This is a genomic window from Thiogranum longum (assembly GCF_004339085.1).
GTDB lineage: Bacteria > Pseudomonadota > Gammaproteobacteria > DSM-19610 > DSM-19610 > Thiogranum > Thiogranum longum.
The window spans coordinates 800,606-814,322 of the sequence record NZ_SMFX01000001.1 but is presented as its reverse complement, the minus strand read 5'-3'; the positions used below and the strand labels follow the sequence as shown (position 1 = coordinate 814,322).

At 56.0% G+C, this 13,717-nt stretch carries 16 protein-coding genes; 1 reads left to right on the top strand and 15 read right to left on the bottom strand.

The window, feature by feature from the left end; genetic code table 11:
• Positions 1-40 precede the first annotated feature (40 nt).
• Positions 41-931: a cysteine synthase CysM gene (cysM, locus tag DFR30_RS04050; RefSeq protein ID WP_132971452.1), complete on the bottom strand. Its 891-nt coding sequence runs from the start codon at positions 929-931 to the stop codon at positions 41-43.
• A 244-nt stretch (positions 932-1,175) separates the two neighbouring features.
• Between cysM and DFR30_RS04045 the strand changes: the two genes are divergently transcribed.
• Positions 1,176-2,144, top strand: coding sequence for a sensor domain-containing diguanylate cyclase (locus tag DFR30_RS04045; protein ID WP_132971451.1), 969 nt, complete (start codon positions 1,176-1,178; stop codon positions 2,142-2,144).
• Here the strand turns inward: DFR30_RS04045 and pdxJ are convergent.
• The 14 genes from pdxJ to rpoE all read right to left on the bottom strand — a co-directional run bounded on the left by pdxJ (position 2,141) and on the right by rpoE (position 13,548).
• Positions 2,141-2,878, bottom strand: coding sequence for a pyridoxine 5'-phosphate synthase (gene pdxJ, locus DFR30_RS04040; RefSeq protein ID WP_132971450.1), 738 nt, complete (start codon positions 2,876-2,878; stop codon positions 2,141-2,143). The two genes, DFR30_RS04045 and pdxJ, sit on opposite strands and share 4 nt — an antisense overlap.
• 137 nt (positions 2,879-3,015) lie before the next feature.
• Entirely contained in the window at positions 3,016-3,621 is a 606-nt protein-coding gene (locus tag DFR30_RS14390) for a VPLPA-CTERM sorting domain-containing protein (protein WP_207891799.1), read from the bottom strand.
• 204 nt (positions 3,622-3,825) lie between these two features.
• Positions 3,826-4,548: a DNA repair protein RecO gene (gene recO, locus DFR30_RS04030; RefSeq protein ID WP_132971449.1), complete on the bottom strand. Its 723-nt coding sequence runs from the start codon at positions 4,546-4,548 to the stop codon at positions 3,826-3,828.
• A gap of 1 nt (position 4,549) precedes the next feature.
• Positions 4,550-5,443, bottom strand: a complete 894-nt coding sequence (gene era, locus DFR30_RS04025; RefSeq protein WP_243640671.1) for a GTPase Era — start codon at positions 5,441-5,443, stop codon at positions 4,550-4,552.
• Positions 5,436-6,116 carry a ribonuclease III gene (rnc, locus tag DFR30_RS04020; RefSeq protein WP_132971447.1) on the bottom strand — a complete coding sequence of 227 codons (681 nt, stop codon included), beginning with the start codon at positions 6,114-6,116 and terminating at the stop codon, positions 5,436-5,438. The genes era and rnc overlap by 8 nt, the downstream gene beginning before the upstream one ends.
• Positions 6,113-6,487 carry a DUF4845 domain-containing protein gene (locus DFR30_RS04015; RefSeq protein WP_132971446.1) on the bottom strand — a complete coding sequence of 125 codons (375 nt, stop codon included), beginning with the start codon at positions 6,485-6,487 and terminating at the stop codon, positions 6,113-6,115. The genes rnc and DFR30_RS04015 overlap by 4 nt, the downstream gene beginning before the upstream one ends.
• A gap of 16 nt (positions 6,488-6,503) precedes the next feature.
• The gene (gene lepB / locus DFR30_RS04010) at positions 6,504-7,298 is read right to left on the bottom strand and encodes a signal peptidase I (protein WP_132971445.1); all 795 of its coding nucleotides are present in this window, start codon (positions 7,296-7,298) and stop codon (positions 6,504-6,506) included.
• A 1-nt stretch (position 7,299) separates the two neighbouring features.
• Complete coding sequence (gene lepA, locus DFR30_RS04005) at positions 7,300-9,102, bottom strand: translation elongation factor 4 (RefSeq protein ID WP_132971444.1); 1,803 nt, start codon at positions 9,100-9,102, stop codon at positions 7,300-7,302.
• A 128-nt stretch (positions 9,103-9,230) separates the two neighbouring features.
• Positions 9,231-9,500 (bottom strand): glutaredoxin family protein, encoded by a 270-nt coding sequence (locus DFR30_RS04000; protein WP_132971443.1) that lies wholly within the window; start codon positions 9,498-9,500, stop codon positions 9,231-9,233.
• 5 nt (positions 9,501-9,505) lie between these two features.
• Positions 9,506-10,939: a DegQ family serine endoprotease gene (locus DFR30_RS03995; RefSeq protein ID WP_132971442.1), complete on the bottom strand. Its 1,434-nt coding sequence runs from the start codon at positions 10,937-10,939 to the stop codon at positions 9,506-9,508.
• 13 nt (positions 10,940-10,952) lie between these two features.
• The gene (locus DFR30_RS03990) at positions 10,953-11,432 is read right to left on the bottom strand and encodes a SoxR reducing system RseC family protein (protein ID WP_132971441.1); all 480 of its coding nucleotides are present in this window, start codon (positions 11,430-11,432) and stop codon (positions 10,953-10,955) included.
• 6 nt (positions 11,433-11,438) lie between these two features.
• The gene (locus tag DFR30_RS03985; RefSeq protein WP_132971440.1) at positions 11,439-12,416 is read right to left on the bottom strand and encodes a MucB/RseB C-terminal domain-containing protein; all 978 of its coding nucleotides are present in this window, start codon (positions 12,414-12,416) and stop codon (positions 11,439-11,441) included.
• Complete coding sequence (locus tag DFR30_RS03980) at positions 12,416-12,952, bottom strand: sigma-E factor negative regulatory protein (protein ID WP_132971439.1); 537 nt, start codon at positions 12,950-12,952, stop codon at positions 12,416-12,418. Before DFR30_RS03980 ends, DFR30_RS03985 begins: the two co-directional genes overlap by 1 nt.
• Positions 12,949-13,548: an RNA polymerase sigma factor RpoE gene (rpoE, locus tag DFR30_RS03975; RefSeq protein WP_132971438.1), complete on the bottom strand. Its 600-nt coding sequence runs from the start codon at positions 13,546-13,548 to the stop codon at positions 12,949-12,951. The genes DFR30_RS03980 and rpoE overlap by 4 nt, the downstream gene beginning before the upstream one ends.
• Positions 13,549-13,717: the final 169 nt, after the last annotated feature.

Sequence of the window (13,717 nt, the reverse complement as noted above, 5' to 3'; positions counted from 1 at the left end):
GCCACGCGTCCGGGTTTAACATTCTGATGCTCAACAGGCCTCATTCAGGAAACACACCTGTCGACAGGTACCTGTCACCACGATCGCAGATAATAGCGACAATGACAGCGTTTTCGACCTGTGCACTGAGTTGCAGCGCGGCTGCAACCGCTCCGCCGGAAGAAATGCCGCAAAATATTCCCTCCTGCGCCGCCAGTGCCAGTGTTGTCTGTTCTGCTGCTTGCTGACTTACATCAATGGTTTCGTCCACACGACTGGCTTCAAAAATACTTGGCAAGTATTCCTTTGGCCAACGGCGGATACCGGGTATAGAGGCCCCTTCCACGGGTTGCACGCCGACAATGCGCACATCAGGGTTCTGCTCCTTGAGATAGTGCGAGGTGCCCATGATGGTACCCGTGGTACCCATAGCGCTGACGAAGTGCGTGATACGGCCGTGTGTGTCTTTCCAGATTTCCGGCCCCGTGGTTTCATAATGGGCACGCGGGTTATCCGGGTTGGAAAACTGGTCGAGCACCTTGCCCTTGCCTTCGGCTTCCATCTGCTTGGCAAGGTCACGCGCGCCTTCCATGCTTTGTTCGCGCGTAACAGGAATAATCTCGGCGCCAAACGCCTTCATGACCTTGCGGCGTTCAACACTCATGTTGTCCGGCATAATCAGTACCATACGGTAACCTTTCATGGCCGCCACCATGGCAAGGGCGATACCGGTATTACCACTGGTTGCCTCGATGAGGGTGTCGCCCGGCTTGATTTCGCCGCGCGCCTCGGCCTGCTGAACCATGCTCAGCGCAGGCCGGTCCTTGACCGATCCAGCCGGGTTGTTACCTTCCAGCTTCACCAGTATCCGGTTACGGGTAGCTCCCGGCAGACGCTGTAACTGCACCAGTGGCGTAGCACCGATAAACTGTTCTATGGTGGGGAAATCCATTAATACTTCCTGTCAGGCGGAACCCGCCAACCTCGTATGAAGCGGGCATTATGGCTGAAAGTGGGCTTTTGCGGGTAGTGAAAATAGCGATATGTCCACAACCACCTGAACGGTAGATACAGTAGGGTGTAAACAGGTCGCGTACCTCCCGAATATAACTGGCCATAACAGCATACTATGCTAGTCTGAGTGTAGACGGGCCTTACGCGCGCTGCTGCGGCAGTGACGCACAAAAGATAAGTCAATGATTGATAAAGATAACCCGCACGCTGGTCATCAGGACGAATCATCCACAGGGAAGGAAGAACGTGCCGCCGCCGAAAGGCTGATTCGACAGGCGGGTCGCTATGTACGTCTTCTGCATATCACCCACGAAGCTATTATCTGCATCGATGAAGATTGCCGAATTCTCATTTTCAACCAGGGCGCCGAGAGGATGTTTGGCTATGACCAGAAGGAAGTTACAGGCACCCGGGTACAACACCTCCTGTGTCCACGCTTCCGTAGCAAGGAAAAACACCGCCTGAGTGTGCTGACACGAATCGCCCGCGACAACCACATAGGTTTCAACACGGGTAACATTGTCTGCAAGCGTAAAAACGGGGATCGTTTCCCGGCTGAAGTATCGCTGTCACAAACCACCTTTTCCGGACAACATCTGTACACGCTCGTCGCACACAATTTGAGCGAACGATTACGCGCCGAGGAACAACTGGCGCATGCCGCGCGCCACGATGAACTCACCGATCTGCCAAATCGCACGCTGCTAAATGACCGGCTGAGTGCAGGTATCGCCCGCGCGGAACGTTACCAGCGCAAACTGGGAGTGGTGTACCTGGACCTCGATGACTTCAAACCCATCAACGACCACTACGGACATGAAACCGGCGACTGCCTGTTACAGGCCGTCGCAAAACGACTGCGCGATACCATGCGCCAGTCGGACACGGTTTCAAGGATCGGTGGTGACGAGTTTATTGTTTCGCTGGAACAGATCAAGGGTGCCGAGGATGCGCTCGCGGCCGCCGGCAAGCTGGACAGCGCACTGAGACAACCGTTCAGTGTGCTTGGAAAGAAAATCAATATCTCCGCCAGTATCGGGATTTCCCTGTACCCTGACCACGGGAGCGACCCGGCAACCCTGCTGCGGTGCTCGGACGAAGCCATGTACACCTCCAAGTCATCACACCTTGGCCCGCAGCTGTTCCGCTAACGTTCCCGTGCTGCCAGCAGCATCAGCTGTTTCATTTCCCGTACCGCATTGCCCAGCCCGGTAAAGACCGCGCGCGCAATAATAGCGTGACCGATATTCAACTCACGTATGGCGGGAAGCGCCGCTATTGGCCGCACATTGTGATAGTGCAGGCCATGACCGGCATTGACCTGCAAGCCGGTATTCTCACCCAGCTGAACAGCGGCACGGATACGCTCCAACTCTTTCTCCGCGGCCTCCGGCGTGGTGGCATCGGCAAAATGTCCGGTATGTATCTCAATACAGGGTGCACCTACGACCCTGGCTGCATCCACCTGCACCGGGTCGGCATCGATAAACAATGACACCCGCACACCGGCTTCGGCCAGTTGTGTGCAGGCATCCTGCATACGATCCACCTGCCCGGCTACATCCAGCCCGCCTTCGGTCGTCAGTTCCTCACGCCGTTCCGGCACCAGGCAACAATCGGCCGGCCGGATACGGGAAGCGATGGCCAGCATCTCGTCCGTCACGGCCATTTCCAGGTTCATGCGCGTTTGCAGGATATCTTTCAGCATCTCCACATCACGGTCCTGGATGTGACGACGGTCCTCGCGCAGGTGCAGGGTGATACTGTCGGCGCCTGCCTGCTCCGACTCGATGGCGGCCTGTACGGGATCCGGGTAGCGCGTACCGCGCGCCTGGCGCAGGGTGGCGACGTGATCGATATTAACGCCGAGCAGGATATTGCTCATGGAAAAACCCCTTGTTCAGTCAATGGCCGGTGCTGCCGGGAAACGACGCGCATGATCGGCAATTGGAAGGAATTTGGCAACCGGGCAACAAAAAAGGCGGCCACTGGCCGCCTTTTGCGTCTTGTCAGAAAAGCTGTTCAGGCCGCTTTGCGACGCGCCACACCGACCAGACCCAGCAGACCGGAACCGAACAGCCAGACGGCGGCGGGTACCGGAACTGCGGTAGGTGTTAGTGTGATGCCGGTCCAGGTCGCATTCACAAAATTAAAGCTGTCGTCGATGGCGTCAACATTAAGCAACACCGAAGTTAAGCTGCTAGAACCGGCATTTCCTCCATAATTCAGTTCCGTCAACGCCCCACCGGAAAGTGATAATCTTGGCGCAAGCGATGGATCAGTACTGGTGTAATTAACATCAGCAGAATTCAGAAAGCTCAGACCACCAAACAAAATCGTCAAGCTGTTCCCGGAAAGATTGTTAAACAGGATGGTGCCTTCGCCCGGGCCTGTAAATGCGCTATCGTCAAATTGACCAGACGCAGATAGCGTAAGATCACCAAGCGCGGTTCCGTTAAAAGATGGGTCGGACACTAACGGATCAGTGTTAACAGTACCGTCAATCGTAAAATTCACCAATGCCGCATTCGCAACACTTCCCCCAAAGAATAATCCGGCCAAAGCCAGCTTCAATAGCGTTTTCATGTTCTCTCCACCCACACCTTGGTCATTATTTGTGTGTTTCATTGCACATTCTATACCCGAAATATATTTCATATATATAACAACAGGTTAAGCACTAACAATCAAGAAATGACTTATCAGTATGTAAAGTTGGTCGACGGAAATCTTGACCGCACTTGATAGTAATTATAATTATTTCAATTAGTTACAGGTGGTGCTGGGATAATATGGATTGTAAATAATGTCGACAGCCACCATCCCGTGGCATCACGCTTTAACAAATAACTCACGTGATTTCAGAGGCTTCCCTCCAAGGTACAGGGACAGGGCGGCCCGCATCAGTCGCTTGGCATCGCGCAGTACTACCTCATCAAGGTTACTTTCCTGTGCCAGCGCCAGGAGACTGGAGCCCGGAAACAGGAAACCTTTTGTCGATCCGGGGATCGAGGCCACCGGCCCGGCTTCCAGGTGATAATCGTAGAACCTGTCGGCCTGCACCGGTTCACCGGTTTCACAGTCCACGTCCAGCAACAGGCCGTAGCCGGTTTCCTGTAACAACTGTTTTTCGAACAATCGTAGCGTCAGCTCAATTCCGGCCGGCTGATCAGACAGTGCCTGCAGTGCCTGCCGGTATCGCTCATACAATAGAGGGTGGGGGTCATGACGTACCAACAAGCGCACCAGCAATTCATTCAGGTAAAAGGCGCTGTAGAGTGCCGCGCCGGCCAGACTGACGCCCGGTCCGTCTGATTCAACCCCGGTCAGGGTCCCCAGTTCGCCACGTTCATTCCAGGACAGGCGCAGGGCGCGGAAAGCCTGTAACTCACCGCGCCGACGTGACTTTGGGGCATATACACCCCGTGCCACCAGTCCGACGCGGCCGTGTGTCGGGGTGAAGATTTCCAGCAAGGCACTGGTTTCCCGGTAAGGCCGCTGGTGCAGCACGAAGCCGGGCGTCAGCTCGACGCGCGATGCGGACCCCACCGGCATATCAGTTGTCCTGGTACCCCAGGCTGCGCAGGGCGCGGTCGTTATCCGCCCAGCCTTCCTTGACCTTCACCCACAGTTGCAGGAAGACTTTCCGGTCAAAGGTTTTTTCCATGTCTTCACGCGCTTCCTTGCCGACAGCCTTGAGCAGCGCACCTTTGCGTCCGATCACGATCGGTTTCTGACTGTTCTTCTCGACCCAGATGAGCGCATGGATAGTCAGCAGGTTCTTTTCTTCCTTGAAGCTCTCGATTTCCACGGTGAGACCGTAAGGGATTTCCTCACCGAGTTTACGGAACAACTTTTCACGCACCAGCTCAGCCGCAAGAAAGCGCTCACTGCGATCGGTTACCTGGTCTTCGGGATAGAATGGCACGGACACCGGCAGGTGCTGGTGAATGGCCTTTTCCAGTTCATCGAGATGGTCACCGCGTCGCGCACAGACCGGGATGATGGCGGAGAAATCACCCCGCCCCGCCAGCTCCTGCATGAACGGGAGCAGGGCTTCCTTGTCTTCCAGGCGGTCGATCTTGTTAATGGCGACAATGACCGGGCAGGGCACGTGTTTGAGTTTTTCCAGCACCCATTCGTCGTCCTTGTGCCAGCGTGTGCCTTCCACGACAAATACCACGACATCAACATCCTTCAGACTGTCGGTGGCGGCGCGGTTCAGGTAGCGGTTCATGGCACGCGGCTGTTTGGCATGCAGGCCTGGCGTATCGACGAAAACAATCTGTGCGTTGTCGTCGGTCTTGATGCCGCGAATACGGTGACGGGTCGTTTGCGGCCGTCGCGAGGTGATACTGATTTTCTGACCGACCATGTGGTTCATGATGGTCGACTTGCCGACATTGGGGCGGCCAACCAGGGCCACGTAGCCACTACGAAATTCAGTCACTGGAACCCACCGCATTTAACATATTTTGTGCTGCGGCCTGTTCTGCACCGCGCCGGTTACTACCCTCACCCCTGATGGACATATCCAGGTCTGCGACCTGGCACTCCACGACAAAATGTTGCTTGTGCGCCTTGCCACTCACTGACAGGACATGGTAAACCGGCAGCCCGAGTTTGCGGGACTGGAGCAGCTCCTGCAGCAGGGTCTTGGGATCTTTCAGCTCGTCGGCGGACGACAACCCGGCCATCTTTTCCGCAAACAACCGGTGGATAGCGGCATGCACTTGCGGGTATCCGCGGTCCAGCAGGATTGCGCCAAGGATGGCTTCCAGCGCATCGGCGAGTATCGAGTCGCGACGAAAGCCGCCGCTTTTCAACTCACCGGAGCCCAGTCTCAGGTAGTCGCCGATATCCAGACCCCGGGCAACCTCTGCCAGCGTTTCACGCTTGACCAGCGTGGCGCGCAGGCGGCTTAACTGGCCTTCACTGGCCTCGGGAAACTTTTCGTATAACCCTTCGGCAATGACAAACCCGAGCGCGGCATCACCCAGAAATTCCAGGCGTTCGTTATTGTGACTGCCGGCACTTCGATGGGTAAGCGCCGCTTCCAGCAATTCCGGTTGCCGGAAGTCATACTCGAGTGAACGGGCCAGGCCGTCCAGCGGGCGGTTCAACGACTCGGCACCTCGATCTCTTTGCTGAAACTGGCGACCACATCGAGGTTGGCCATCAGGTGCTCACGGCGTTCGTAGTCGATGGATATCCGCGTTATGCCCTTGTCCTTGCTCAGCTTGACCAGTTTGGGGGAAACCTTGCGCACGTCATTTATATCGAAGCGCTTGTTGACCAGCTTGATAATTTCGCTGCGCGGCTTGGCACCGATACCCGGCTCGTTGGCCAGTGATTCAAGGACGGATACGACTTTCGAGTATTCGAGATATATTGGAACCAGGCGAAGGGTAATCAGGGTAAAGAATGCAATCAGACCCAGCACCAGCAGCCAGCCGATTGCCGTCATCCCACGTTGGTGATGCCATTTCCTCATCGTTATTCTCCACAGACTAGTTGATGGAGTCCCCGATACGATCCCAGGCAATACCACCCGCCGCAGAATCCCAGTTCATCCAGATCATGAATGCCTTGCCGACCAGGTTCTGGTCCGGCACAAATCCCCAATACCGACTGTCATTACTGTTGTCCCGGTTGTCGCCCATGACAAAATAGTGCCCTTCGGGCACCACCACGTCAGCCGTCACACCCTTGATGCGCGGCATAACCAGGATCTCGTGCTCAACATCACCCAGTATTTCGCGACGCACACTGGCACCCGACATCGACAGGCCGGAGCCCTTGCCAATATAGGTACCTGCGGGTATCTGCGCAACCTTCTGGTCATTGATAAACAGGGTTTTGTTGCGATAGACCACGTGATCGCCCGGCAGGCCAACCACGCGCTTGATGTAATCAACGCTCGGATCCCTGGGGAAACGGAACACCATGACGTCACCCCGCTCGGGCTCGCCCATATCAGCGACCTTGCGGTTCAGTACAGGCAGGCGAATACCGTAGGCATATTTATTGACCAGGATGAAGTCGCCGACCAGCAGCGTTGGCATCATGGAGCCGGATGGAATACGGAAGGGCTCCACCAGGAATGATCGTAGCAGCAGGACGGCGAGGATGACCGGGAAAAAAGACTTCGCATATTCGACAACAGTTGGCTCTGCGAATGCTATGCCTCCTTCCTGTTCGGCTTTTTTTCGTCGCTTCGGCGCCCAGACAAGTGCATCTGCCAGCCAGATAAAACCCGTGATGAAAGTTGCCGCGACCAGTATGGCCGGAAAATCGAAGTTCATATTATTTTTTCCCTACCTGGAGGACGGCGAGGAAGGCTTCCTGTGGAATCTCGACCCTGCCGAATTGTTTCATGCGTTTTTTACCGGCCTTCTGCTTCTCCAGCAACTTGCGCTTGCGACTTATATCTCCGCCGTAGCATTTTGCCGTGACATTCTTGCGCAGTGCCTTGACCGTGGTGCGCGCAATAATCTGTGAACCAATGGCCGCCTGAATGGCAACATCGAACATCTGCCGGGGAATGATCTCTTTCATCCGTTCAGCCAGATCGCGGCCACGGGTATTGGCAAACTCGCGATGCACGATCACCGACAGGGCATCGACGCGCTCACTGTTGATGAGTATATCAAGCTTGACCAGCGAAGCCGCCTGGAAACGTTCGAAGGTATAGTCGAAAGAGGCATAACCCCGACTGACGGATTTTAGCCGGTCGAAAAAGTCCAGCACCACTTCACTGAGCGGCAATTCATAGTTCAGCGATACTTGCGTACCGAGGTACTGCATATTGCGCTGGACGCCGCGTTTTTCCACACACAGGCCAATCACCGCGCCCAGGTAATCCTGCGGCACAAGAATATTGGCCAGAATAATGGGCTCGCGAATTTCATCTATCTGGTTGGCGGGCGGCAGACTGGCCGGGTTATCGATTTCCAGCACTTCGCCTTTGGTGTCCAGCACCTGGTAGATAACCGTTGGCGCCGTGGTAATCAGGTCGATGTCGTATTCGCGTTCCAGCCGCTCCTGGATGATCTCCATGTGCAGCATACCGAGGAAGCCACAGCGAAAACCGAAACCCAGAGCCGTCGATGTCTCCGGCTCGAAATGCAGCGAGGCATCGTTAAGCCGCAACTTCTGCAGGGCTTCGCGCAGATCCTCGTAATCGTCGGAGACCACCGGGTATAGACCCGCAAACACGCGCGGCTGGACTTTCTGGAAACCGGGCAGTACGTCCCCGGCCGGACGGTCTGCCAGGGTAATCGTGTCGCCGACCGGCGCACCGTCTATTTCCTTGATACCGGCAATCACATAACCGACATCACCGGCGGTCAGCAGCTCCCTGTCCTGGCGATGCGGCGTGAACACACCGACCTTCTCGGCCGGGTGGTCACGCCCGGTCGACATGATGCGAATTTTTTTACGACGCGGCAGCGTACCCTGCATAACGCGCACCAGCGAAATAACGCCAACATAGCTGTCGAACCAGGAGTCGATGATCAGCGCCTGCAATGGCGCATCCGCGTCACCTTCCGGTGGCGGGATACGCTCAATCAACTGCTCAAGCAGGTCATCGATACCCAGGCCGGTCTTGGCACTGACTTCGATGGCATCCGTCGCGTCGAGGCCGATAATGTCTTCTATTTCCTGCTTGACGCGATCCGGCTCGGCAGAAGGCAGGTCGATCTTGTTGAGCACCGGCACCACTTCCAGTCCCTGCTCGATGGCGGTATAGCAGTTCGCCACGCTCTGGGCTTCCACACCCTGAGCGGCATCGACGACCAGCAGCGCACCTTCGCAGGCGGCCAGCGAACGCGATACTTCGTAGGAGAAATCCACGTGCCCCGGTGTATCGATAAAATTCAGCACGTACTCCACACCATTCTTCGCCCTGTAGGGCAGGGACACGCTTTGTGCCTTGATGGTGATGCCACGTTCACGCTCGAGGTCCATGGAGTCCAGCACCTGGGCCTCCATCTCGCGCTCGCTCAGGCCACCACAACGCTGGATGAAGCGATCCGCCAGCGTGGATTTACCGTGGTCGATATGCGCAATGATGGAAAAATTTCGAATGTGGGACAGGTCAGTCATTTTCATCCCTGTCTACGGGTTTCGTGGGCACGTTTAACAACCTGATTTATAAAGCAGAATGGCGCCAAAACGGCGCCATCCGGAAAAGTCTGGACAGTGAGTCACTCTCGAGGGCGACAGTATACACGCTATTCCCGGGACACCCCACTGTGGCGCACGTTCAGAAAAGCTTCCAGCGCCGCCTGGTCAAGGTGGTAATGGCATATCTCCTGATCCCCGCCCAGCAGCACCGGCACCCACTCATCATAGCGTCGGCGCAGGTCAGGATCACGGTCGATATCGACCAGGCGGATGTCAAACCCCGGACGTAATTGCAGGCCCCGAAGGGCCTGCAACATGGTTTCACACAAGTGACAGCCTTCGCGGTAATACAGCGTCAGCGTCGGTCTTTCAGGCACCCGGGTCAATCGTCCCTGGGCACCTTGAGGGCGAGGAAAATCGGGCCACCACGCCGCTGGACCAGCACCGGAACTGATTTACCGGCAGGCAATTCCTTGATCACCTTCTCGAACTGCTCGACATCCTTGATGGTGGTGCTGTTGATGCGCACGATAATGTCACCCTGGCGAACGCCTGCATCGGCTGCCGGACCTTCACCAATGCCGTCCACCAGCACACCACCTTCCAGGTCCAGCTCTTTACGCTGGTCGGCGGTCAGATCAGCGACCTGGACACCCAGGCGGTTGTCGCTGGCCACCTTGCTCTCGGCCGCCTTGGCAACCTTCTTGTCCTTGTCGGGCAGTTCACCAAGCTTGATCCACAACGTCTGGGTACGTTTGTCACGCATCACCTTGATCGGTACACGCTTGCCTACCGGTGTACTGCCGACCACAGGTGGCAGACTCGATGAACGATCGATTTCCTTGCCGTTGAATGCCAGCACAACATCACCGACCTGGAGGCCTGCCTCCTGAGCCGGGCTGTCCGGCATTACCTTGGCAATCAGCGCGCCCTGCGGCTTGCTCATACCAAATGACTCGGCCAGGTCCAGCGTGACGTCCTGTATCAGAACGCCCAGCCAGCCGCGACTGACCTTGCCGTGCTCCTTGAGCTGGTTGGCCACATCCATGGCGACTTCAATCGGGATGGAGAACGACAGCCCCATATAACCGCCGGTACGACTGTATATCTGTGAATTGACACCGACCACTTCACCATCGAGGTTAAACAACGGCCCACCTGAATTACCCGGGTTGATCGCCACATCGGTCTGGATAAACGGTACGTAATTCTCACGCGGCAATGCACGGCCCAGGGCGCTGACGATTCCGGCTGTTGCAGAGTAATCAAAACCAAACGGCGAACCGATGGCCAGTACCCACTTGCCGACTTTCAGCTCCTCCGACTTGCCGATTTTCGCTACTGGCAGATTCTCGGCATCGATCTTCAGCAGCGCGACATCACTGCGATCATCGGTTCCGACCACCTCGGCCTTGAGTTCACGACGGTCAGCCAGCCTGACAATGACTTCATCCGCGTCCTTGACCACGTGGTTGTTGGTCAGCACATAACCGTCTTTCGAAATAATGAAACCCGAGCCGAGCGACTTGGCTTCTCTTGGAGGGGGTGGTGCACCACCGCCACTACCGCCCTGCTCGCCAAAGAAATGTTTGAACAGGTCATTAAACGGGGAATCCTCGGGCAGGTTGGGAATCTCGATACCTTCCGGCAACTGCATACCACCCGATTTCACTTTCTGCGTGGTGCTGATGTTGACCACAGCCTTACTGGCGTTTTCCACCAGATCGGTAAAGTCCGGCAACTCGCCTGCCTGCAAACTGCCGGCAAACGCCAATACCAGAACAAAAACCGATCCCGCTCTCTTCAACAAAGACATAGTTACTCCTGAATCACTGTGTCGTAATTTTAATGTCCGGATGCCCGGACAGCTTGCGTAACACGACCGGCTGGTAATCCGCATCATGGCGAATATGACGGGTAAACCGCCTCAACCAGAACAGCCCGGCTACAAACCCCGAAATACCCAGCACAAGGCTCCCCGCTTCGGCACTTTGCCACAGAAAGCGTTGTGCGCCTAACTCACCGAGCAGAGCACCCAGCAAAAGCAGAATGATCGGAACGGCATAGACGGCCAATGAGCCCTTAACGAGGGCCCGCTCACGAATTCCGATAATGACTTCATCCCCGATCTTCAGCGGCATGCTGGCAAGAACCCTGACCAGGCTGCGCCGGTTACCCACTACGCGGGAAATCGCCGCTGTCCCACATCCCTTGCTGGCCGCACAGGAACCACAGGTCGAGCGACGCTGCGTCTCCACCCAGATGGCGTCGTGATCAACATTAACAACACGGGCTGTTTCTTCCAGCATAACGGGTTAGCGGATTTGTACCGAATTACCGATTAATTCGACGGTTTTCATCGGCACTTCTCCCACAACGGTAACGTAGTGCCCCTCAATCATCGTGCCATAGGCATTGAGTGCACCACGGTGTGTGACTCCCTGGTAACTGCCGTGTTCACGGGGAGCCTTTTCAATATAGACCGAAACGCTGGCAAGGCCATCACTGTATACCCAGTGTTCTACACCCGGGTCATGGGCAGACAGCTGGTGCCAGTTATGATCGGTCAGTACAAAACCCTCCGGCACCTGGATCACTTCCCAGCGCGTATCATTTTCGTCGCTGCCGGGTTCTGCCTGCGCGACCTCCGGCTCAAGCTTCCAGGTATAATCTGCGCCACTGAGATCGGGCAGAAGCTCTTTCTCACTGATATGTTCCGGAAAGTTTACCGAAGTGAACATCATCTGTTCGATCGTGTCACTTTGAAAATCCGTGAGTTCAGACCTCAGCATCATATAGCTATCGCCATGCACACAAAGCCGCCTGCCATAGCGATAGGTGTCGCGTGGCCTGATCTCAATCATACGACACATCAGACCGGCAACACGGTCCTCGCTGCCCAGCCTGAAACTGTAAAGTTGCTCGAGCCCCGCGAGGCTCTTGGGGAAACTGGCGGGAAATGGAGAACGTGGCCGGCTGCGATTCACGTAAACCGACTCGCTGTCACCCAGGATACAGGTGACAACCTGATTATCGCGCAATATTTCACGCTTGGGCCCGGTCAGAGACATCAGGCGTTCGCGCTCACCACCGCTTTCCCCCGAGTGAATGATGCGCATGGCATCCAGTTGCCCCTGATGCTGGTAAACAAAAGTCCCTGAATAATTCAGGGTGCGGGCCGCCATGGACATGCGTTCAAGCAAGTCACGCGCATCTGAATCAGCCCTTGCCGGTGTTGTTCCGACAAGGGCTGCAAAAAGAACTGTCAGGTAAGCGACAGGTATTCGCTTCATCACGGATGGGTGTCAGATACGACGCGCGCATAGGGCATAACACCCTGAAAACCGCGGCTGGCTGCATACTCGCTATGGTTGACCAGATAGCCCGACAGGCGTTTTTCAACCTGGGGTTCGATACGATTCCAGCGCAACTGCGGATCCTCACTGGCCAGCGTTGTATCCGGTGTCGTCTCTGTTACCGCTACCACGGGTTCGCCGGCATCATCGTTACGTACTGTCGTTACCGCCAGCACAGCAACCAGCGCGACCGAAGCCGCTACCGCAAGGCCTGCAAACGGCTTCCACCAATACGTCTTGTGTGGCGCCTTCATCGGCGTATCACTTTCCATCGCCTGCTGAACCCGCTTTGCGACACCCAGTCCGGCCGAAGCACCGGCACCACGCATCACTTCACCAATCAACTGGTAACGTCCAAGGCATTCACGAAGCAGGCTGTCACGCTGCATCCGTCCCAGCAACAGGGGACGCTCCAGCTCGTTCAGCTCATCATCGGCCAGTGCAGACAGTTGCTCGCGGATTTCGTCGTTCATCGTTCTTCACCTGTATCTTTGTCAGTCAGCAGGGGACGGATACGTGTATCGATGGCATCGCGCGCCCTGAAAATTCTTGATCGAACCGTGCCAATCGGACAATCCATGGCAGAGGCAATCTCTTCATAACTCAGACCATCCAGTTCACGCAGCACGATCGCGGTACGCAACTCCTCCGGCAAGTCATCGATGGCGGCCTGGATCGTACTGGCCAACTCACTTTGTAATGCCATGCGCTCCGGTGTAGCGTACTCCTTAAGACCCGTACCCGACTCGAATTGTTCCGCATCCTGGGCATCGATATCATCATTCGGCGGTCTGCGGTTGGAAGCCACCAGGTGGTTCTTTGCCGTATTGATCGCTATGCGGTAAAGCCAGGTATAAAAAGCGCTGTCGCCACGGAAGTTCGGCAGCGCGCGGTAGGCCTTGATGAAAGATTCCTGCGCCACATCGAGCACCTCACTGGGATCACGGATATAGCGGCCGATCACATTGGCGAGTTTGTGCTCGTATTTGCGCACCAGGATGTCGAACGCCGCTTTTTCGCCGTTCTGCACCCGTTTGACCAGTTCCTGGTCGAGGTTTTTGTCGCCCATTCGGGCTACCCTCTCTTTTTCCTGGATAGCATGCATGGCTGCTGTAGACCGGAGAAATTCACAAGAGTTCGCCAGAAACCGGGGCTTGGGGTAAAATAACTGTGCAAAGCGCTTTAATCTGAATGAGTTAACCTGGGCAACCATACCCGATTCCGGCACAGGCGACCAC

What these genes read in the sequence shown, in the direction of transcription:
- DFR30_RS04045 (WP_132971451.1), top strand. Translation starts at nt 1,176, where the DNA reads ATGATTGATAAAGATAACCCGCACGCTGGTCATCAGGACGAATCATCC.
- lepA (WP_132971444.1), bottom strand. Translation starts at nt 9,102, where the DNA reads ATGACTGACCTGTCCCACATTCGAAATTTTTCCATCATTGCGCATATC.
- DFR30_RS03995 (WP_132971442.1), bottom strand. Translation starts at nt 10,939, where the DNA reads ATGTCTTTGTTGAAGAGAGCGGGATCGGTTTTTGTTCTGGTATTGGCG.
- cysM (WP_132971452.1), bottom strand. Translation starts at nt 931, where the DNA reads ATGGATTTCCCCACCATAGAACAGTTTATCGGTGCTACGCCACTGGTG.
- rpoE (WP_132971438.1), bottom strand. Translation starts at nt 13,548, where the DNA reads ATGGGCGACAAAAACCTCGACCAGGAACTGGTCAAACGGGTGCAGAAC.
- recO (WP_132971449.1), bottom strand. Translation starts at nt 4,548, where the DNA reads ATGCCGGTGGGGTCCGCATCGCGCGTCGAGCTGACGCCCGGCTTCGTG.
- lepB (WP_132971445.1), bottom strand. Translation starts at nt 7,298, where the DNA reads ATGAACTTCGATTTTCCGGCCATACTGGTCGCGGCAACTTTCATCACG.
- DFR30_RS04015 (WP_132971446.1), bottom strand. Translation starts at nt 6,487, where the DNA reads ATGAGGAAATGGCATCACCAACGTGGGATGACGGCAATCGGCTGGCTG.
- DFR30_RS03990 (WP_132971441.1), bottom strand. Translation starts at nt 11,432, where the DNA reads ATGCTGGAAGAAACAGCCCGTGTTGTTAATGTTGATCACGACGCCATC.
- DFR30_RS03985 (WP_132971440.1), bottom strand. Translation starts at nt 12,416, where the DNA reads ATGAAGCGAATACCTGTCGCTTACCTGACAGTTCTTTTTGCAGCCCTT.
- DFR30_RS03980 (WP_132971439.1), bottom strand. Translation starts at nt 12,952, where the DNA reads ATGAACGACGAAATCCGCGAGCAACTGTCTGCACTGGCCGATGATGAG.
- pdxJ (WP_132971450.1), bottom strand. Translation starts at nt 2,878, where the DNA reads ATGAGCAATATCCTGCTCGGCGTTAATATCGATCACGTCGCCACCCTG.
- DFR30_RS14390 (WP_207891799.1), bottom strand. Translation starts at nt 3,621, where the DNA reads ATGAAACACACAAATAATGACCAAGGTGTGGGTGGAGAGAACATGAAA.